At 45.3% G+C, this 20,928-nt stretch carries 15 protein-coding genes; 8 read left to right on the top strand and 7 right to left on the bottom strand.

Annotated features, from left to right (window positions below):
* Window positions 1-4 precede the first annotated feature (4 nt).
* Window positions 5-2,032 (bottom strand): M61 family metallopeptidase, encoded by a 2,028-nt coding sequence (locus B2P60_RS01995; protein WP_286739155.1) that lies wholly within the window; start codon window positions 2,030-2,032, stop codon window positions 5-7.
* 344 nt (window positions 2,033-2,376) lie between these two features.
* Here B2P60_RS01995 and B2P60_RS01990 point away from each other — a divergent pair, with 344 nt between their 5' ends.
* Window positions 2,377-2,862 carry an FKBP-type peptidyl-prolyl cis-trans isomerase gene (locus tag B2P60_RS01990; RefSeq protein WP_193006847.1) on the top strand — a complete coding sequence of 162 codons (486 nt, stop codon included), beginning with the start codon at window positions 2,377-2,379 and terminating at the stop codon, window positions 2,860-2,862.
* 521 nt (window positions 2,863-3,383) lie between these two features.
* Here the strand turns inward: B2P60_RS01990 and B2P60_RS01985 are convergent.
* On the bottom strand, window positions 3,384-5,594 hold the full coding sequence (locus B2P60_RS01985; protein ID WP_230709989.1) for a carboxy terminal-processing peptidase: 2,211 nt from the start codon (window positions 5,592-5,594) through the stop codon (window positions 3,384-3,386).
* Between the two features lie 482 nt (window positions 5,595-6,076).
* Between B2P60_RS01985 and nagZ the strand changes: the two genes are divergently transcribed.
* Window positions 6,077-7,162: a beta-N-acetylhexosaminidase gene (nagZ, locus tag B2P60_RS01980; protein ID WP_286739152.1), complete on the top strand. Its 1,086-nt coding sequence runs from the start codon at window positions 6,077-6,079 to the stop codon at window positions 7,160-7,162.
* A gap of 144 nt (window positions 7,163-7,306) precedes the next feature.
* Here the strand turns inward: nagZ and B2P60_RS01975 are convergent, their stop codons facing one another.
* The gene (locus tag B2P60_RS01975) at window positions 7,307-8,935 is read right to left on the bottom strand and encodes an OmpA family protein (protein WP_286739150.1); all 1,629 of its coding nucleotides are present in this window, start codon (window positions 8,933-8,935) and stop codon (window positions 7,307-7,309) included.
* A gap of 400 nt (window positions 8,936-9,335) precedes the next feature.
* Window positions 9,336-10,913 (bottom strand): hypothetical protein, encoded by a 1,578-nt coding sequence (locus B2P60_RS01970; protein ID WP_286739148.1) that lies wholly within the window; start codon window positions 10,911-10,913, stop codon window positions 9,336-9,338.
* 380 nt (window positions 10,914-11,293) lie between these two features.
* Between B2P60_RS01970 and B2P60_RS01965 the strand changes: the two genes are divergently transcribed.
* The 6 genes from B2P60_RS01965 to B2P60_RS01940 all read left to right on the top strand — a co-directional run bounded on the left by B2P60_RS01965 (window position 11,294) and on the right by B2P60_RS01940 (window position 16,747).
* Entirely contained in the window at window positions 11,294-11,902 is a 609-nt protein-coding gene (locus B2P60_RS01965; RefSeq protein ID WP_193006852.1) for a rhomboid family intramembrane serine protease, read from the top strand.
* A 331-nt stretch (window positions 11,903-12,233) separates the two neighbouring features.
* Window positions 12,234-13,199, top strand: a complete 966-nt coding sequence (locus tag B2P60_RS01960; RefSeq protein ID WP_193006853.1) for a metallophosphoesterase — start codon at window positions 12,234-12,236, stop codon at window positions 13,197-13,199.
* A gap of 99 nt (window positions 13,200-13,298) precedes the next feature.
* Window positions 13,299-13,871 (top strand): 5-(carboxyamino)imidazole ribonucleotide mutase, encoded by a 573-nt coding sequence (purE, locus tag B2P60_RS01955; protein WP_226949570.1) that lies wholly within the window; start codon window positions 13,299-13,301, stop codon window positions 13,869-13,871.
* A 209-nt stretch (window positions 13,872-14,080) separates the two neighbouring features.
* A complete protein-coding gene (locus B2P60_RS01950; protein ID WP_286739145.1) occupies window positions 14,081-15,433 on the top strand; it encodes a 5-(carboxyamino)imidazole ribonucleotide synthase in 1,353 nt (450 codons plus the stop codon).
* Window positions 15,433-15,882, top strand: coding sequence for a YaiI/YqxD family protein (locus tag B2P60_RS01945; protein WP_286739143.1), 450 nt, complete (start codon window positions 15,433-15,435; stop codon window positions 15,880-15,882). The genes B2P60_RS01950 and B2P60_RS01945 overlap by 1 nt, the downstream gene beginning before the upstream one ends.
* 226 nt (window positions 15,883-16,108) lie before the next feature.
* On the top strand, window positions 16,109-16,747 hold the full coding sequence (locus tag B2P60_RS01940) for an NAD(P)H-binding protein (RefSeq protein WP_193006856.1): 639 nt from the start codon (window positions 16,109-16,111) through the stop codon (window positions 16,745-16,747).
* Window positions 16,748-16,922: 175 nt separating this feature from the next.
* Here the strand turns inward: B2P60_RS01940 and epmA are convergent, their stop codons facing one another.
* The 3 genes from epmA to B2P60_RS01925 form a co-directional block, all read right to left on the bottom strand.
* The gene (gene epmA, locus B2P60_RS01935) at window positions 16,923-17,951 is read right to left on the bottom strand and encodes an EF-P lysine aminoacylase EpmA (RefSeq protein ID WP_193006857.1); all 1,029 of its coding nucleotides are present in this window, start codon (window positions 17,949-17,951) and stop codon (window positions 16,923-16,925) included.
* Between the two features lie 95 nt (window positions 17,952-18,046).
* On the bottom strand, window positions 18,047-19,174 hold the full coding sequence (locus B2P60_RS01930; protein WP_286739285.1) for a 4-phosphoerythronate dehydrogenase: 1,128 nt from the start codon (window positions 19,172-19,174) through the stop codon (window positions 18,047-18,049).
* Window positions 19,175-19,363: 189 nt separating this feature from the next.
* Complete coding sequence (locus tag B2P60_RS01925) at window positions 19,364-20,491, bottom strand: AI-2E family transporter (RefSeq protein WP_193006858.1); 1,128 nt, start codon at window positions 20,489-20,491, stop codon at window positions 19,364-19,366.
* Window positions 20,492-20,928 lie beyond the last annotated feature (437 nt).

Genomic DNA, 20,928 nt, shown 5'->3' with positions numbered 1-20,928 from the left:
GGATTTAAACCTGATATCGCTCTATGCCATTAAGCCAAGACTGCCAGCTTGCTTGTACTTGGTCATCATCGCCTTCTGAGCTTGCCACACTTTTTGATAAATGCAGACTTACTTTATGAGGGAATACTGTCTCAGCAATATTGTGGTCTTGGGGGTCAATAGCAGCTTTCGGCCGCACACTGACACACATCAGTTCGTCACGGCGGAAGAAATAACAGTCAACGTCGCGCTCTGCGTTACTAAATGATGCCAATTGCTTATTGTCCGCTTTGATACCGTCAATGGCAATAATGACATCATGCGCTGAAAGTCCAGCTTTGGCAGCCACGCTATCACGTTGCACCCGATTGATCTTAAGTCCAGCGGGTGTTTCGGTACAGCGTAACCCCCAAGGCACATGCTTATCAGCCGTCTCTTTGGTATTGGTCCGCATTTTAATACCGTTTGCTGCAAGCAATGCTTTAATAGGTAGCTCTTCGACGCCATTGACATAACGACTCTCAAAGTCCTCCCAATCCGCTAACGGCATAAACTGCCCAATCACCACCCCCATATCTGCACTACTGATCCCGATGCGCTTATTGTCATTTTGTTTGGCTTGAGCATAAAAAGCTTTGACCACGTCAAACAAACGATAGCGACCAGCGCTCTTTTGTAGCAGCGTCAAATCCAAACATAACGCGACCAGCGCCCCTTTATTATAGTAGCTGATCCCCGCATTGCCTGTGTTTTCATCATTGCGATACAGCTTGATCCACGCATCAAAGCTCGACTCGGCGACACTTTGGTGCACGCGGCCTGAGGTTTGATAGTAGCGATTGATTTGTTCAGCGAGTAGCTTAAGATAGCTTGCCTCATCAATCACGCCGGACGCTTGCAACATAAAGTCATCGATATAAGACGTAAAACCTTCAAACACCCATAATAGTGGCGTGAAAGCCTCGCGGCGCAAATCAACCGTCAGCATAACGTCGGGACGGACGGTTTTGACCCACCATGAATGAAAGTACTCATGGCTACATAAGCCCAAAAATCGCTGATAATCGGCGCTTGGTACTTGTGGCTCATCATGACTTGGCAAGTCGCGGCGCGGCGTAATCAGACTGGTCGAATTGATGTGCTCCAGACCGCCATAGTCCTGACCACTGGAAAACGTCATAAACGTATAATCAGCAAATGGCGCATCGCCCAACCAGTCTATATAAGTTTGGCAAATCTGAGTCACATCTTGCTGTAGCCTCCCCATATTGGCATTATGCTTACCTGAGAGGTAAAAGCTATGGGGTAGCGTCTGATGCTTATCATCATGAACGATAAAATCAAACCTGTCTTGTTCGGCAATCTCAAACGGATAATCAATCAGCTCGTGATAACTGTCTGCCTCTAGCCCGTAACTGGTTTGAGTATCATCGGGTAGAAGATCTTTGTGTTGAACATCACAAAGTGGCCCACCTGGAGGTAGCTGGGTAGCGTTTAGACCACATGCCAATAGCACCCGATGCTCATCTTTGTCTGCCAAAAATGCGTCTGGAACGATTAAGCTTACCTTTATCGGTGAGCGCTCTTGATCGTTCACTGCTAACGCCAAGGAGGTAAAGTTACCGTAGAGGCGCTGCTGATCGACATACGCGGTACGCACGGACAGATCATAGCAGTAGACTTCATACGTCACCGTTACCGTCTGTCCTGCCTGAGCTTGTGATAGCTGCCATGTGTTTTTATCTGTTTTCTGAGCGCGATAAGTCTCAGACTGTTTATCATCATTTGTTATCTGGTAATGCACAGCCGTAATGTTTCTCGCGAACTCACGCATCAAATAACTGCCCGGTATCCACGCGGGCAACCACAGCTGAGGAGCATCCGTTGTGGCCGTAAAGGTGAGCGTTACATCAACCAAGTGCTCAAAAAACCGCTCGAAATCAAATCGATAATGGATATCAGCCTTTATACTGGCACTTTTATTGATATCACCAGTATTGATGTCACTGGTGCTTATTGACTGCTTATTTGGCGTATTGGCAAGTGAAGTCATTGTATGGTTCATCCTTATTTTTATCATTATGGTAGAAGTCCTAGCCCCAAAACGCAACTGGCAAACCACAAACACGCATGACGCCCCTATAAACCACTACCAAATCAACAAAAACAGCGTTTATTTTTATAAAAATGCTATTTATTAAGATTAAATGGCATTTTTTATGGTTTTTACCTTGAAACTTATATGGGCCATCTCAATTAAAGATGCTAACTGCTAAAGTTACTTTAATAAACTGATGATAATTGACTAATGACGTGGCTATTTGGCTTGCCGATTGGATTTTTTAGGTTTATTGCAACCGTATTTAATTTTTTACACAGATATATTTAGGATAACTTATGACTACTATCGCAAAAGACACCGCCGTCAAATTCAATTACACGCTAAAAGACGACGAAGGTAACATCCTTGACCAATCACCAGAAGGTCAACCACTGGCTTACTTGCATGGCCATAGCAACATCATTCCTGGTCTTGAGCAACAACTAGAAGGCAAATCTGCTGGCGAAAAAGTAAATGCCGTTGTTGAGCCTGCTGATGGCTACGGCGAGTATCAAGAGCAAGCGGTACAGCATGTACCACGCGAAAACTTCCAAGGCGTTGATGATATCCAGCCTGGCATGCAGTTTCAATCAGAAGCCGGTGGCCAAGTCATGCTTGTTACCGTAACTGATGTAAATGACAAAGAAGTCACTGTTGATGCCAACCATCCATTGGCTGGTAAGCGTTTAACGTTCGATGTTGAAATCCAAGAAGTACGTGCGGCAACTGAAGACGAACTAAACCATGGCCATGTACATGGCGCTGGTGGCGTTGAGCACTAATCTCTTCTAGAGAGAATGAAAAAGCGTTAGGTTATAAGCGGTTATTGAGCTTATAGCCTACTCTAAAAGGTCAGCGGCTGTGCCTGCTGACTTTTTTTTGGGCTGGTGATTTGTCGCTTTAATGCCAGTTAACGGAGCGTGTCATAAGTAACGCCTCTTTATGAACCACCCTGCCGCGATAAATGACTATTCTGCAGACATAACAAAGCCGTATAACGACAAGCGTTATACGGCTTTTATTACTAACCATCCATGTTAATGTTACGTGATACCTAATCCCGGGGTATCTCATAACTGACAGGCTTCCAGCCTTATCATCCCTAATCAGCAAACCACCTATCCCAGATGCGACCTTTAAGATACCAATCCCTAGTATCAATGAACCGTTTCGTTCAATCGTGCCGTACAGTTATAATCGCAGATTGACCTAGGGTTAGTAAGAGGTCTAAACGTCAATCCATGTAAGCATATGCTTACATGGACCTTAAATACAGATTCTAGGACATATAGCATTCATTTTTCTATAGCTTTTCTTCAGGACTAAGCAATGCTTTGGGTTCAGCGCTAAGCATGAGATAAGCCGCTTCATTGATGAAGACTTCATCCTCCGGCAATTCTGGGCGCTCAGCCGCTTTCATACGACTGCGCTCTTCAAATTTTGCATCCATCGCTGCTTGATAAACATTCCAATTTGAATACGGGCGTTCACCAGTGGCGATCAGACGCTTGTTTTCAGCTTCCAACGAACGCTTTTCAATCAGCTGCATCTTGGCTCGGCGGCTATTGATATCGAGTTTGATGGGCTTTTTCTCATCTTCCATATCACGGATATCATTTAGCGTCGACAAATAAACAAACTGGGGGTTTTGCTCTTGGCGAATTTTGGACTGTTGATTGAGCGTCGCTAGCGTATCAGCCGTGAACTTGCCTTCAGGCTTATAAGGTGCGGTTTTAATAGTATCCCACGGCAGCGCTTTTTTCTGCGCCCGCTCCCCAAAGGTTGCGTCATCATAGATATTGACCAACTCAACATCTGGCACCACGCCCTTATTCTGCGTACTACCACCCGTGACACGGTAGAATTTACGTTGCGTCAACGTAGCAGAACCGAGCGCCAAATTATCCAGCTGGATTTGGGCAGAGCCTTTACCAGTGGTGGTACTCCCAACCACCAATCCACGACCGTAGTCTTGAATAGCAGCGGCAAATATCTCACTAGCTGAGGCTGAGGCTAAGTTAGTGATGACGACCATCTTGCCATCATAAAGTTGCTCGCCGCCGTCATTGTCACGGTAGACTTGGACATTACCGCGATTGTCACGGATCTGCACCATCGGTCCACTCTTAATAAAGAAGCCCAGCATTTTGGCAACCTCATCTAGCGAGCCACCTGGATTATTACGTAGATCGACCACCAAACCATCAATATTTTCCTTATTCAACGCCTTCAACGCGTTTTCGGTATCGATACTGACGCTACGATACTCTTCGCCATTTCGGCGGGCGCGATAGTTCAAATAAAAACTTGGTATCTCAAGAACACCGATGCGTTTTGGTGTTTTATCAATGTTAGGACGCTGTACCTCTATGACGCGCTGAGAAACCCCAGATTCTTCTTGTTCAATAATATCACGAACCACCGTCACGTTACGGGCACTGGCGTCTGGTGTATTAGGCTGACGCACTTTGATGGTCACTGATGTCCCGCGTTTACCGCGAATCATACTAACGATCTCACGCGTTGACCAACCAACTACATCGGTCATGGTCTCGCCGTCTTTTGCGATACCGATAATCAAATCATTGGGCTTAATCTGACCAGATTTAGCGGCTGGACCACCATCTACTAGCGTGACGATACGAGTGTAATCTGGATTTTTACGGTCAGGACGAATAGAAACCCCAATCCCTTCTAACTGTAGACTAGATTGGATCTGCAATTCATTTGCCTGAATCGGCGCATAATAATTACTGTGTGGATCGTACGTTAGCATCGCGGTATTTAAGATAGTCTCCATGATTTCATCATCTTTGAGACGTTCGAACTGCGCTTGCTGCCGCGATAGACGGTTTTGTAAAATCTCACTTGGCGTACGTTGATCGTTGCGTACCAAATCCTGCCCACGCGTGATATCTGGATTGCTTAAAAACACTTTTTCTTTGGCTTTTTCGTCTTCTTGACCCAGCGTAATACTCATCAATTGAAATTTTAACTGACGTGTCCAATAGTCACGCTGCTCTTTTTTGGTCTTAAAATGATTAAGTTTTTCACGGTCGAGTATGATTGTCTCGTTGCCAGTCAAATCAAGATCCGTTTTTAGCATCTTGCTTGCCATTGTAAAATACTCATTTGAGCGTTTACGGTAGCGCTCATAGACTTCTACGCCTGCAGATAAATCGCCACGTTTGAGCCGAGCGCCAAAATCATCGGCATATTTTTTCTTAAACTCATCGACATCTGACTGCAAAAACAAGGTATGGTTTGGATCAAGACTATCAATATACATAGACAAGATCTCACTACCAGTTTTGCTGTCTAACGGCTGATTGAGGTAATGACTGCGATCTAATAAGGCAGCTACTTGACGGGTGGTGACTTTTTGTTCGGGTGTCTGTACGAACCCTTCCGTATTGGTCTCTGCTACGGCGGTGCCATAGCTTTGGGTAAGAATAATACCGGCGATGCCCACTGACGCTGCACTGAGTAACCACTGGGCTGGTTGTTTTTTCATCATATGTACCTAGTTATTTGAAGTTAATAATATTATGTGTTTTTGCTACATGACTGAATCTATGGCGACTTATTAACACTATTTTTTATATACTTCGAGTGTTTTCTTATTTGCCATTATCTATCAAATATTTATTCAATTGCATGCTTTAAACTTTAGTCATAATGACAATATTTTGTTAAAAATCAGTCAATAATATCATGGGTATAAACACTGAACTGTCTCAAACTGTATAAGCAATATTACACGCTACGCTGGCACATACCAAACATTCTGTCATATTTATTATGTCTACCTAGGTCGCTATCCTACTTACAGTAGTAGTCATATTTTAGACCATGACATCGTCAGATTATGCGCCATTCATAATAGCTGTCATAATAAGACACTCTTGATATTAGGCTAGAGAGATATCTTGCCGGCACTCTTATCAAGCAAACTTAACTTATAATATAATACAGCCAATACGTGAGGAGTACGCTATGTACGGCGTCTTAATGATAGATATCGATAGCACCGCCTTAACGCCTGAAGATGTGAGCTTGATCAAACAAGCCCAAGTCGGCGGTGTCATACTGTTTGCGCGTAACGTCACCAATGCCGCGCAAGTACGAACGCTGTGCGATGATATACGCTATCACAATCCTGATATGTTAATTGGGGTCGACCAAGAAGGCGGACGCGTCGCTCGGCTACGTGAAGGCTTTACTTCCTTACCCGCGATGGGCAGGCTTGGTGATCTATTTAATCAAGACCCAAACCGGGCACTTAGCTGTGCTTATGACTGTGGCTATCTGATGGCGGCAGAGGTACTGGCTGTGGGCATTGATCTAAGCTTTGCACCTGTACTCGATAGAGGCGGCATTAGCCAAGTCATCGGCGATCGCAGCTTTCATCATGAGCCGCAGGCCATTACTGCTTTGGCAACCCAGTTTATGCGCGGTATGAAGGCTGCAGGCATGGCAACCACCGGTAAGCACTTCCCCGGTCATGGGGCGATTGCGCCTGATTCCCATGTGTCAGAAGCCATTGATACACGCAGCTTAGATGAAATTATCAATACTGATATGCAACCTTTTGCCCAGACGCTGCCATGGCTAGATGCACTCATGCCAGCGCACGTGATATTTTCGCAAGTAGATAATAAGCCTGCAGGGTTTTCTAAAATTTGGCTAAAAGACATCATTCGTGACAAGATTGAGTTTGATGGCGTACTCTTTTCTGATGACTTATCGATGGCAGGAGCCAAAGCGGCAGGCAATGTCAGCGCCCGCGTAAAAGCCGCTATTGGGGCCGGTTGTGATATTGCACTGGTCTGTAATGATCGGGTCGCGGCCCATGAAGCAGCAGAAGCAGCACAGGACTTGCCTTATCCTAATCAAGATCGGATTAAAACGATGTGCGGTAACATTCCCACATGGCAGGGCGATCTTGAGTCTACTTGTCAGCAGTTTGCTTATTGGCAACAGGCCAAAGACAACATCACGCAGACTTTCTTTGAGACGCAGTCTTCAGCTGATACCAGTACTGCCCCCCCTCAATCGTCAGACCCTACCCACTATAAGTAGCCATAGTAATATTTAAGTCATGTTCAATTTTTATCAATCCCAGCGCATGATGTTTTATGTTGCCAAAATAAAAACCGCCTCTTTATCAGAAGCGGTTTTTTAACATTAGATATTCGTTCGTTATTTTATACAAATAATCGACTATTAGTTGGTAGGATCTAACTCAGTACCTTGAGTCGCGTCATCACCATCTGGTAGTAGATCATCATTGTTACCATCAGTTGGATTTAAATCTGGATCTAATTCATCATCAGTCATGGTTATATCACCACTATCACCTGCAGTCACAGAGATACCTTCGTTACCCGTTACGGTAGAGTCATCATAAACGGTAAACTCAATACGGCGGTTACGGAAACGTCCTTGTGGAGTAGAGTTATCGGCAATTGGATCTGTCTCACCCAGACCTTTTGTGCTCAGTTTGCTAGGATCAGCACCTTGTGACACCATGTACTCTTTTACCGATTCGGCACGTTCACGTGATAGCTCCATGTTATAAGAGTCAGAAGCCAGTTTATCAGTATGGCCAATAATCATCAGCTCCATATCTGGTACTTCTTCCATAATTTGAACCGCACGGTCTAACAACGGCTTATTGACCTCAGGAATAAAGGCTTTATCTAGCTCAAAGTTGATAACCTGTAGACTTAAGGCGCGGGCAACATCACGTGGATCTGGATTTTCCCCAAGGTTATTAAACGCAAGCTCGGCTGCAGTCATGCTACTTTCAATCTCGTTGCGCAAGTCTAATGGACCTTCCGCCATAACAGTCATAGACGGTACTGCTGCTCTCAAGTCATTGACCAGTTGATCTAAAATATCGGCATCAGGTGAGTTAACAACAATTTCTTCACCTTTAATGATCATACTGGCATTTGGTACGCTTCTGATAAGTTGTAGAATCTCAGGCAATTGTGCGGCAGCTGGCATATCAGCGGCAAAGCTATCATCCACGTCAGCACGGCACTTATCAGTTTCACCCGCGGCAAACGTGCTGGTTAATGCATTCATCACTGTTGTTTGCAACGCAGCATCACCCACATTCATACGGCAAGCGTATAAAGTATTGTCTGCACCAGTGGCAATACGCAACGAAGCAGGTACAACATCCGCTGCCACCGCTACTTGCTCATCGCCTACATTTTCTTGCTCCTCAACTACAACTGGTGTCGCTACAGGCTCAGGGTCTTCTTGGCAACCACGCAGTAGGGCCCATGCAAGCGCACCTAAGATAATCAAACCGATAATAGGCAGTAGCGCTTTCATAAAGCTGCCCTGTTTTTCTTCTTCACGTACGAGTGGGGCCGTACTAACGGTATCGGAGATACGCTCACCAGCAGGGGCAGCGGCGACCATACCGGCGGGTAAGACAGTACCTGCCCACGCTGGAATGTGATGCTGATAACTAGAGAGATTGTCATTTAAAAACTGTGGTACTGGGGTATTACCTGCCAAGCTTTTGATTTCGTGAAAAGCAAGGGGTGCGGCCATCGCGATCAAACCACGAGCTTCTGTCGTATCGACGTTATGCTTACTGGCTAATTCACGCGAAATCTGATCGCGGTGTGAACCCTCTGTCCAAACTCGATCGTAGAAACCTTGGTCATCACGGGCGATATTTTCGTTGGCGAAGCGACCATAAGTGTCTTTGTCAGCAAGGCGGGCAGCAAAAATAGCGTAAAACTGCTCAAGCAGATTTTGCTTAGCGGGATTACGATCATCGCCTAAGACGGCTGGCGTGACTGTCCGCGTTAAATGATTAATAATATCCATAATATAATTCCTCCATTAATACTTATTGGTATAATTTGATTAGATTAGTGAAAAATAAAAAAAACAACGTAAAATTTTAATATCAAATTTTTTGATATACGATAAAACCATCACAGTAAACGCTGGCGATGGCTATATTCAACCATTGTTATTATAAAAGTCTTAAGCCCGAGTTCACAATCAACACGTTGTTGTACAAATGATACGTTAGGTAATGTTTCAGTTATGGCACGTAACCAAAAAAGCGTTCAGGTACAAGTCACTAACATATTAACCATAGGTAGCGACAGAAGGAGCGACAAATTATGGAAGCGTTGAAGTAGGTGATGGCTAACCATTCATAAGCTAAAACAAGTGGGCTGTCCTATACCTGAGGACATCCACTTGTAACACTTAGTTTTTACCTCACTTGTGCAGGCTCAGCGACGATGATGGTGCTCGCCATGTCCTCCACTTCTGACTGTGAGATAGGGCCTGATGGTCTATCACTCGTTGGTACGTTGTTAGGGGTACTGCTCAGACCATTATTATTACTATTAAAACCGGGGTTGCTGGGTACCGGCGTAGGCCTCACACGATCGCCAGTATCGTCATCTGGTGCCTGATATTCTCCAGATTCGCCGCCGTTATAGTCATTACTATACTGACGGTTTGAGGTTGTCCGCTCATTTTCAAATTGATTGTTTTCACCATTCATGTCTGCGGTATCATTCATCGCCTCACCCTGATTGTTATCAGGCAATGGTAGAGGCGCTGCGCTATCTACGGTCAGTGCTGGTGCTAAAGTCCGTATATCTGTGGCCAATCGCTGCAGCAACAGATTATCTGGTGCTTCTAACATGAGACGGTCATTTTGCAAATGCAGACGCGCAAACGGTGTGGCTCTCAGCAGGGTCAACACATTGGGCAACACCTCCACTGGTAAATTGGTCAGACTATTTGCGACACCTTTTTGCACAGTCAGCTCACAAATACTCGCTTGCTCGCCAAAACTTGTGCTGAGCGCCTGTTGTAATGTACTTTGTAACGAGTCATCACCAACTGTAGCACTACAGGTATACAGACTGCCACTGTCGTCCACCCCAACGATTAGCTCAACTGGCGTCACTACCTGCGCTACTGGTGCAGGTGCCACAACCACAGGTGCTGGTTCAACAGGCTCTACTGGTGGTGGACTGTTAGGGCGGAAGTATAGCGCCCAAGCAGCCAGCCCAGTGGCCACAACGGCTACTAACAGTAAAAATACTCGTACCAGTAAATCGTTGCGTTGATTACGGGTGCGTACTTTTTCGTGCTTCATGCTGATGTTTTCTGCCTGATGATGAGCCGATGGATTGGCATGAAAGGCATCATTACTCTCCCCAAAGTGAATTTCCGTATTAGCTCTTTCAACATCAGCATTTGCCAGATAAGCCGCTGTGGTGCTTTTGTCTGTCTCAGACTCGTGAAGCTCATTTAAAGAAGGGTCACGCACTGGTACGGTATTAGCGTCTCCTGTAATTTCTGAGTTTATATCTGAAGCATAGCTAACGCTGTGGGCAGCGGTAATAACCGGTGCTGACCATATCGGTAAATACGGACGCAACCTAGCTTGCTCTCCTTGTAAGAACGCGGGTAAAAACTGACCGTTGGCCAATATTGTGAGCTCTCGATAAGCCAATGGCACGGCATTGAAGAGCAACTGTGCGGTAGAGCGTTCATCAATATGAAAACTGGCTGCCAATTCTTGGATAATAACCTGCTGCAACCTTTGATCTGGCCACAACTGTTCCAATAGAGGGACATCTGTAGCAGTGGCAGTGCTAGTCACTTGGTTGGCACGCAGCAGCTGTGAGTAAACCTGTGGCAGTGCCAAACGCGCCGCTAAAATGGCGTAAAATTGCTCCAGTAAACTGACATAAGCCACATTATCTTGGCGATCACCCTCACCTAGCACGGCTGGAGTGACGCTTTTTTCTAGTTGATCAATAATACTCATCGTTGCCTGCCTTTTTCGTCCTTCATCATCCGCCTACGAAATTATGAAGGGTTCATTTTATTTGTTTTATTGCGCTTCCATGCTCTCGAGCATTACCCGCATTCATAACAACACTACCGTCAAGATACGAAGCATTACTTAACTGCTCTCATACCCTGCTATATTATTCACTGTAAAAGCATAAAAAAGCATCGTTTTGTCACATAATAAGTTTTTGCATTATGATAACTACTGTTAGTATGACTTTATTATTATCCGCTACCCCTTAATAATAAAGTCATTGGTCATATTCAGTTTTCACTCAGCCGTAACGCTTAGGCGTTGAATATAGTCAGTTATAGCCATTTGTAACATATCAGGCACGGCCTAAGGATCTCCCTTTGTTAAACCATACGACCCTTATCATTATTATCACGGTTATTGTCAGCTTAGTGGCTTGGCAAAACAAGGCAGTGTTTAATCGACTTATTTTTTATCCACCTGCCGTCAACAATGGCCAGTGGGATCGTTTTGTGACGCATGGCTTTATCCATGCCGATAGTATGCACCTGCTCTTTAACATGTTTACCTTGTACTTTTTTGGTCGTGCTATTGAAGGCCTGTATAAGCCTTTTTTATTCGGTTATGGTTTTGTGGTTTTTTATGTGCTGGCGATTATCATCGCGATGATTCCAAGCTATATTAAGCATAAGAATACGGCCAGCTATTTGAGCCTTGGCGCCTCAGGCGGTGTCTCAGCCGTATTGTTTGCGTTTATTTTGCTGGCTCCGTGGGAAAAAATCTACCTATTTGCAATTATTCCTATCCCAGCGATATTATTTGCAATCGCTTATGTCGCTTATAGTATCTACGCTGATAAACGTGGCGGCTCAAACATCAATCACATGGCACACATGTGGGGCGGCGCGTTTGGCGTTATAGCCACGATTATTTTAGAGCCACAAGTACTACCACACTTTATCAATGCCCTACTGTCGCCTGGTTTTTAGACGTAGATAAAGGATTTTGCTCAAACAGTAGCAACAGCAAATCAAAGCAGTAATAATGGCAATAGCGATAGTTTTAACAACAACTTCTTCAGTCCGTGCGAATATGTGAGTTCAGTATAAAAGCGATACCGTGGGACTGGATGAGTTTTTTACCGCCTCTGTCTGCGCAGGCACAGCATGCCAGAAAAATTTATACCAGTTCCACATCAGAATATGATGTCTCTGTTTTATTTAGAATTGACTATAGCTATCGATGTGGTGGCGTTACTTTACAGGTTGCGGACCTTTATACATTAAGATTTGATAAATAATTAAAATTTGATAAATAATTATGATTATAGATATTATCGGTGACATTCACGGTTATGCAGACAAGCTGGTAGGTCTACTACAGCAGTTGGGCTATCGTCATAACGGCCGTTACTTTGTGCCGCCCGTCGGTCATCGTGCGCTGTTTATTGGTGATTTAATCGACCGTGGGCCCCAGCAGCTAGCCACTTTGGAGATTGTTTTTGCCATGTTGGATGCCGACGTGGCTGATGCGGTGATGGGCAATCATGAATACAACGCATTGGCCTTTGCCACGCTTGACCCTCACGATCCTAGCCAGTATTTGCGCTCGCACAGTGAGGTGCATGTGCGCCAACATGAAGCGTTTTTAGCCGAAATCCCTTTTGGTTCAGACAGCCATAAATACTGGCTACAGCGCTTTTACGAGATTCCTTTATGGATTGAGACTGACTACGCCTGCTTTGTGCATGCCTGCTGGGATATCGATAGCATGGCGGTACTAAAACCTTTGCTGACTGACGATAACTGTCTCACATCGCACGGATTGACAGTCACGGCCAAAGAGCATACCGTCCCGTTTGATGCGCTAGAGCGGGTCCTAAAAGGTGTCGAGACGCCCCTACCGAACGGTCTGGTGATGGTCGATAAAGAAGGCACGAAGCGCACACGCGTCAGGGTCCGCTGGTGGCTAGATGAGCTAAATACGCGCACACTGTACGAGGTGGCACGTGCGCCTATGTCCGCATTGGCCCAAATTCCAAGTGATGCGCTGGCAGAAAACATTGATTTTGCGCTAAAAACGCATAAGCCGGTGTTTGTCGGTCACTATTGGCTGACTGGCACGCCTGAGCCCCTTAGCCCGCAAGTCGCCTGTACCGATTATTCAGCAGCGGTAGACAGCGGCTATCTGACTTGTTATCAGCTTGATACTGAGCGGCCACTGCCCCTAAAAGCCAGTAACTTTATCCAATACAACCATGATGAAGACGCAGGTACAACACAATAAAAACAGCGCCATTCATAAAGCTTTGACAGTAAACCGCAAACTTGGCTTTACGAGGACCGCAAAACTTTTGTATGATGGGCTTTTTGAGGATATCAAAGCATGAGTACAACATCGGCTACCATGTCAGCGACCGTCAATTCTGTTGAGCAAAACGGACCTATCACCTCTCCTACGGGTCAACCAAAAGTTGGCATTATCATGGGCTCACAATCTGACTGGGCAACCATGAGCGCCGCTGCACAGTTGCTAGCAGACTTTGATATCGCCTTTGACTGTGAAGTGGTCTCAGCACACCGTACGCCTGATAGGTTGTTTGATTATGCCAAAAGCGCAAAAGATAATGGCTTACAAGTCATCATCGCTGGAGCAGGCGGTGCCGCCCATCTGCCTGGTATGTGTGCCAGTCAAACGCCACTGCCCGTCTTTGGTGTGCCGGTAAAATCCTCTATGCTGAGCGGTTGGGACAGCTTGCTATCTATCGTGCAGATGCCTAAAGGGGTGGCGGTTGGGACGTTAGCGATTGGTACGGCAGGTGCGTATAACGCTGCCCTTCTTGCCATTCAAGTCTTAGCCTTGCATGATGAAGCGATTGCTACTAAGCTAGATGACCTGCGTCAATCGCAAACCGACACCATTCTTGCTAGCCCAACACCCGGTATTATCAACCATTAATCAATACATTAATCAATAATAGTTATTGAGCATTTATCGCAAATACCGTTGATACCAACGATATGGATAGTCTTAACTTGATATTTGTTTTTAGATGGGTTCTACTTAATACAAGGTGCAGACAATGCACCTTTTCCTATTTTAATAGATTAATCTTTAGCGTTTAATATCCCAAAACCCTTACTCATTTTTAATTTAAAGAGCCTGCCATGACTACAGCAAACGCTTACCCTGTTACCCAAACCATTCGTACCATCGGTATTTTAGGCGGTGGTCAGCTTGGTATGATGCTTGCCGAAGCAGCCATGCCGTTAGGTTATCAGTGTGTGTTTTTAGAAGACAATGCTGACTGCCCTGCCAGCCTGTATGGACGCGTCTTTCACAGCGAACAATTAGAAGCCTTTATTGCGGCAGCGGACGTCTTTACGCTAGAGTTTGAAAACACCCCAACCGCGACGGTCAAGCAGCTGACTGACTTGTCAAAAGCTGGGGATAAACACGGCATGTTTCCGCCACTGATCGCTCTTGATATCGCGCAAGATCGCTTAAAAGAAAAGCAGATGTTTAACGCGCTAGACATCGCCACTGTCCCCTTTAGGGAAGTCAGCTCTGAAGCGGAATTGCAGCAGGCTTGTCACGAGTTGGGGCTGCCGATCGTGTTAAAAACCAGCCGTGGCGGTTATGACGGGAAAGGTCAGTTTGTCATCAAGCAAGACAGCAATATCAAAACCGCTTGGCAGGATCTCAAAGACGCCGTTAGTGGTAAAGGCTCACTGACGCCAACGCCAGCCCCTTTGATTGCAGAAGGCTTTATCAACTTTAGCCGTGAGGTGTCTATTATCGCGGTCCGAGGACAAAACGGTCAGGTACGCTGTTATGATTTGGTCGAAAACCACCATCATTATGGGATTTTGGCCAAAACTCAAGCCCCCGCAGTGGGTACCAGTCACTTGTTTCAGCAAGCAACCAATGCAATTACTACGATTATGAATCATTTAGGCTACGTTGGTGTCATGGCGCTTGAGCTATTTGTGACCAAAGACGAGCGCGGTAATGATGTTTTGCTTGCCAATGAGATTGCCCCGCGCGTCCACAATTCTGGGCACTGGAGCATTGAAGGCGCGATCACCAGCCAGTTTGAAAACCACATTCGTGCCGTCGTTGATTTACCACTGGGCGATACTGACAATGTCCATCCAGCGATCATGATCAACGTCTTGGGACAATATCCTGATATCAGCGCTGTGCTAAATATTGATGGGGCCCATTACCATAGCTACCATAAGGCTGAACGTGACGATCGCAAAATTGCTCATATTACCTTGATGCCTAATGATGTGGCAGATTTAGACCCTGCTTTAGCCAAACTCGTTGCTGTACTGCCCAATAAAGTTGGTCTGGATAAAAAATCGAGCCCTGTCGATAACAAGTCAGCAGCAGTCGATGCTCCTATTAATGCTGAAACTAAAGCCGAAAAAACTTTAGAAGACACAGATGTATCTGCTGAAGGCCGTCAAACAGAGAAACCTGTAAAGGCAACCGTCAATAAGGCTAAGAAATAATGCAGATTTGGGTGGATGCGGATTCAGTGCCATTGATTGCCAAAGACTTGATCATCAAAACTGCTGAGCGTACAAAGACCCCAGCGATATTTGTCGCCAATCAGCCCATTAAACTGCGTAAGTCACCGCTGCTCGTGATGACAGTGGTGCCCTCAGGGTTTGATAAAGCCGATGATTACATCGTGGAGCAGATACAACCGGGCGATCTTGCTATCACCAGCGACATCCCTTTGGCCAATGATATTTTGGACAAGGGCGGTATGGTACTGACGACACGCGGTGTGGTCTACGATAAAAACAACATTAAACAAAAACTCAATATGCGCGACTTTATGGATACCATGCGCGGTACGGGTGTCCTAGAGCTGCAAGAAATGAGTGGTCAAAAACCTTATGGCGACCGTGATAAAAAGGCATTTGCCGACGGTTTAAACCGTTTGGTTCGTTAGCACTGATGATCGCAAGGTGACAGCTATTACATCTACCCGCTCTTGTCTGCTACTTGTTTCTCTATTTCTGTCTTGCCTCCTTGCAAACGGTATACACTCTACAACCAAACACTATGTAATCGGCACGCATCATAACGAAGCGTGCCGCCTTTTCTTGTTACGCTGTATTCAATTTATAGATCTACCATCTATATAAACGATCATACACATAACAATAGGAATAATTATGAAGGTTTTAATCATTGGTGCAAGTGGTCGCGTGGGTTCTGATTTGGCAAAGCAGCTGTTAGCCTCAAACCATCAAGTCATTGGTACCACACGTCAGGAAGAAAAATTATTTGATGCGGACAATTACAGTCAATTGGATTTAGACATCACCGCTGGAAAAGACTCCATCCAGAGCCAACTGGATCAAGACATCGATACGGTTTATTTCGTTGCTGGTTCTGGCGGTAAGGACGTATTGGAAGTGGATTTGCACGGGGCGGTTAAGACCATGCAAGCGGCACAAGACAAGGGCATCAAACGCTATATTATGCTTAGTGCCGTATTCTCATTGGACACCAGCAAATGGGACAACCCAGGTATAGCCGACCTCAAAGAATACTATATCTGCAAACATTATGCCGATCAGTGGCTGGTAAATAACAGTACGCTTGATTACACCATTGTGCAAGCAGGGGCGCTAAAAGAACGCCCAGGTACTGGTAAAATTGCCGTTAATGATGGTGACTCTGGTGAAAACTCGATTGAAGATGTCGCCACCACGTTAGCTGCTGTGCTAAATGCAAACAACACTATAAAGAAAGTCTTTAGTATGCATAACGGTACAACGGCTATTGATGAGGCTATCGCTAGCGTATAAGTCTATTATTGATAAATAATAATTATCGTTAAATAAGTAAAAAAGGGTCGATTCTCATTGGTAGCACCTCCGCTAGCCGATTGAGTATTGACCCTTTTTTTTATGGGTTTTATTTAGCCCCTACTCCTTTACTACACGACTAAAACTTCTGCCTTAAATACGAAAACCAACCCTCCTAAGCTAAGCCGCTCGGAAAACAAATGACCTCCTCCAAGCTGCTGGCACCTGTGATTACCATGAGTAATCTGTCTATCCCAACCGCAATCCCGCTACAAGGTATTAACTCATCAGAGGCGGTAATTAGATGCTCATCGATTGGCATTGGTGGGAGCTGATGACGCTTGCGCAATTGGTTGTCTTTTTCAAAACGCTCCCTCAACGCCTGCCCATCTGCCAGTTCATCATAAGCATTGGCAATCTCCACACCTTTGATGTACAGCTCAAAACGCTTCGCAATCTCATTTCCCTCTTTATCAAGGGCGGTTTTTGCCAATGCGGCCGTAGCAGGCGGATACTCTACAATCAACGTTGGCAAATCGTGTCCCAGATTTGGCTCTACCGCGTGACTAAACAGCAAGTCCAACCAGCTTTGCCGGCGGTCTTGTTCGCTGTCTGTCGCACAACTTGCCTCGCTATTAAAATCAAACCCCAGTAACCCTTTGTCCTCTGCCACCGCTTGTAGCGCAGACAGGCTCGCTGTTAGCGGATGAATGCCAACAAAGTCCATAAATGCATCAACATAGCGATAGTGATTCATCACAATGGGATGCCCATACAGCACTTCTAGCAGTGCGCCAACCTCTGATGCCATATCTGCTAAACTATAATTTGGCTGATACCATTCAAGCATGGTAAATTCAATATTGTGCCTGACCCCTATTTCATTGTCTCGAAACACAGGACAAATCTGATAAATAGGCACCTGCCAGCTGGCCAACACACGCTTCATGGCAAACTCGGGTGACGTATGCAGATAATAAGTACGTGGCTTGTCTTGATAAGTGACTTGAGCGGCAACTGACTGCAAAAAAGTATCGGTATTACCGGCTTGTGACAACAGCGGCGTCTGCACCTCTAGCACGTGTCGCTCAATAAAAAACTGACGAATGCGGTTTATAAATTGCGCGCGCTGCTGCGCCATCGCCAGTGTCATGGTAGGTGCATAGCTCGGCTTATGGAAAAAAGAGTGGTTTGCTTGGCTCATGGTGATCTACTGCAACTGACGAATAATAGGGGGGGGGGTAAACTAAATTTCTACATTGCTTTTCTAAACGGTATTTCTAAGTTGTTTGCACATTTTTACCGCTGCCATTCACGGCGTAAACGATACTCACGGCGCAGTTTGTCAAAGTCAGCGCCACTTACTTGACCATCAACTGCCTTACTTCTCAATGCTGCATCGTCTTGTTGGATATCATAAAACGTGGCCAACCTCTCTGGATGCGTTTTTAACTCCGTCCATAAAAACGTATTGAGCGGTAATAGCGCCTGCATAGATTGCGCAGGTGTGACGGCTAACGTCTCACATAGAGCATCATAGATGATTTGTGTACCACGCAGCTTACCTTCTACCGTATAACCAGCAATGTGCGGGGTAGCAATAGCAAGCTTGGATAACAAATGCTCAGACACTTGCGGTTCATGCTCAAACACATCAAGTACTACTTGCCGCTCAGTACGTGCAATATTGGCTTCAAGATCGCTTGCATGAATGACAGGCCCTCGCGCGCTATTAATCAGCATCGTCTGCTCTGGCATCATGGCCAACGTCTCCGCATTGATCAGATGGCGCGTTGGGTAATCGTTGCTGTCGCTCGCACCCTTAGCATCCGCGCTTTTATTATCCGTATCTTTTTTGTCCGTGAGTGGGACATGTAAGCTGACCGCGTCACTTTTGCTAAGCACCTGATCGAGGCTGGCATTATTGATCTTTGAGGCTGGTAGTAATGGATCATAACCCAATACCTGCCAGCCCAAATCAATTGCATAATGAGCAAGCGTACTGCCAATATTACCCAGCCCAATAATACCCAGCGTGATGGATTGCTGCCAATACTGCGGGCGCAAGGTCAAAATAGCGGTCAATACGTATTGCGCGACAGAGTGCTTGCTACAACCAGCCGCATTAGCAAAAGTAATGTTACGTGCAGTCAAGTAGTCCTGATCAACATGATCGGTACCGATGGTGGCAGAACCAACAAACTGCACACTCTTATTATCAGCCAATAAAGCCGCACCGACTGGGGTCACAGAGCGTATTAATAGGACATCAGGTTGCAAATCTGCGAGTAATTGCGCGTTGATATCACGTCCAGCAGCGGTGATAATATTGACGGTCTGCATCGATGTCTGCCCAAGCGTTGCGCCATTAAAAAATTCGTCCAAGCTCGCGATATTGCTATCGGCCACAATCGTTATATTTTTAATAGTATCCATCCTGCCCTTCTTAGTACTTGCTTAATGTTTACTTAGTATTTCAAAATGACCGCTAGGGATCGTCTATAGAGATCCTTTTATTTTAAAATAACTGTCGTGCCTATCTGCACACTTATTCTAGCTTCACAGTTACTCTGGCTGCACACTTACTCTGGCTGCACACTTACTCTGGCTGCACACTTACTCTGGTTTATCAATTAGGGGAAGAGGCGGGCTAGCAGCTAGCCCCTCTTCTTGTGGCGCAAATATCTCATTTTTGTGATTTGAGATCCATTCACGCCATACCGCCAGTCCGATTGCCAGCACCACAGGGCCGATAAACAAACCAACGAAGCCAAAAGCAGTTAGACCACCCAATACACCGATAAAAATAATGATAAAAGGAATTTTGGTCGCCCCGCTAATCACAATAGGGCGAATGAGATTATCAACCCAACTAATCACTAAGGTGCCCCACAGCGCCAAACCAATCCCTTCGACCGTATGACCTTGACTTAACAACCAAATGGATACGCCGCCCCACACAAAGGGCGTGCCAAATGGTATCAAGGCAATGATAAAGGTGACAATGGTGAGCAAAATAGGACTTGGCGCACCAGCGAAATAGTAACCAACCCCTGCAAGCAGAGCCTGCGCCAATGCGGTCAAACCGATACCGTAAACCACCGCACGTGTGGTCGTACCCACAGAATCAATATAGCCATCAATACGATTGCCAATGATATTGCGTAATGCTTGACGGATTTGGCGAACCAAACTGATGCCATCGCGATAGAAAAAGAACAGCGTCATCAAGGCCATACCAAGCTTGGCAAGACCACTAAACACCACATCAAAGGCGACTTTGCCATAATATAAGTGTGACTGCACCCAAATCCGAAACGCTTCAAGCGTCCCCTCGGGGTTTTTATTGATTCTCCACAGCACGTCTTTCACTTGCTGTCCGATGATAGGCAGATCTTTAATAGAGTCCGGCACATCTAAATAGCCAACTTTGATACGATAGATTAAGTTGCTGATTAGGCTCAATGCTTCTTGTTGTAAGATAAAGACGCCAATGACGAGCGGCACCCCTATAATTAAGGAGATACTCACCGTCATAATAGCCGCACTAAAACTAGGGCTCAGTTTTACTTTTTCATAAAAAAAGTTATAAATGGGAAAAGTCACATACGCTAAAATCGCCGCCCAGAGCGCCGGTACAATAAAAAACTGTACCACCTGAAAACACAATACGAACAACACGACCAATAAGGTAACGGCCAGCAAGCGCTGGATAATAAATTCTTTTGTCCAATTTTCAATCATAGCGTATAAACCAAGAGCAGACAGCAAAGCTCTATCATGACTTCGCTGGCAAGTTTATAAATGTGAGATGAATATCGACTTATAGACCATGCCCATAAACGGTATCCATTAGCGAGGGTGGTAAATCATTACTACATAGATAAAAATCTGCTTTGTGAGCGGCAACTCATAGGGCACGGTAACATATTTACCATCTATCATTCAGACTAAAAAAAGCAGTTATCAGACCTCATTATGCAACAAAATAGGACAATTATATAACGCTATGTTGTAATCTTTACTTACAACTTTCTCTATGCAACCTTACTAGAGAATAACGCCCATACAAATAACGCAAAACGTGGCTTTGTGATGCAAAAACAATGCACTAAACGCCTGTTTTATATTCACGCTGTAAACTGATATCTTGCCAGCTAATTCACTGGCGCGTTCTATTT

The organism is Psychrobacter sp. UBA3068 (genome assembly GCF_002366815.1).
GTDB lineage: Bacteria > Pseudomonadota > Gammaproteobacteria > Pseudomonadales > Moraxellaceae > Psychrobacter > Psychrobacter namhaensis.
Note: the sequence above shows the minus strand (reverse complement) of the source record. Positions and strands in the feature narration are given on the sequence as shown.

What these genes read in the sequence shown, in the direction of transcription:
- B2P60_RS01995 (WP_286739155.1), bottom strand. Translation starts at nt 2,032, where the DNA reads ATGACTTCACTTGCCAATACGCCAAATAAGCAGTCAATAAGCACCAGT.
- B2P60_RS01990 (WP_193006847.1), top strand. Translation starts at nt 2,377, where the DNA reads ATGACTACTATCGCAAAAGACACCGCCGTCAAATTCAATTACACGCTA.
- B2P60_RS01985 (WP_230709989.1), bottom strand. Translation starts at nt 5,594, where the DNA reads ATGAAAAAACAACCAGCCCAGTGGTTACTCAGTGCAGCGTCAGTGGGC.
- nagZ (WP_286739152.1), top strand. Translation starts at nt 6,077, where the DNA reads ATGTACGGCGTCTTAATGATAGATATCGATAGCACCGCCTTAACGCCT.
- B2P60_RS01975 (WP_286739150.1), bottom strand. Translation starts at nt 8,935, where the DNA reads ATGGATATTATTAATCATTTAACGCGGACAGTCACGCCAGCCGTCTTA.
- B2P60_RS01970 (WP_286739148.1), bottom strand. Translation starts at nt 10,913, where the DNA reads ATGAGTATTATTGATCAACTAGAAAAAAGCGTCACTCCAGCCGTGCTA.
- B2P60_RS01960 (WP_193006853.1), top strand. Translation starts at nt 12,234, where the DNA reads ATGATTATAGATATTATCGGTGACATTCACGGTTATGCAGACAAGCTG.
- purE (WP_226949570.1), top strand. Translation starts at nt 13,299, where the DNA reads ATGAGTACAACATCGGCTACCATGTCAGCGACCGTCAATTCTGTTGAG.
- B2P60_RS01950 (WP_286739145.1), top strand. Translation starts at nt 14,081, where the DNA reads ATGACTACAGCAAACGCTTACCCTGTTACCCAAACCATTCGTACCATC.
- B2P60_RS01945 (WP_286739143.1), top strand. Translation starts at nt 15,433, where the DNA reads ATGCAGATTTGGGTGGATGCGGATTCAGTGCCATTGATTGCCAAAGAC.
- B2P60_RS01940 (WP_193006856.1), top strand. Translation starts at nt 16,109, where the DNA reads ATGAAGGTTTTAATCATTGGTGCAAGTGGTCGCGTGGGTTCTGATTTG.
- epmA (WP_193006857.1), bottom strand. Translation starts at nt 17,951, where the DNA reads ATGAGCCAAGCAAACCACTCTTTTTTCCATAAGCCGAGCTATGCACCT.
- B2P60_RS01925 (WP_193006858.1), bottom strand. Translation starts at nt 20,491, where the DNA reads ATGATTGAAAATTGGACAAAAGAATTTATTATCCAGCGCTTGCTGGCC.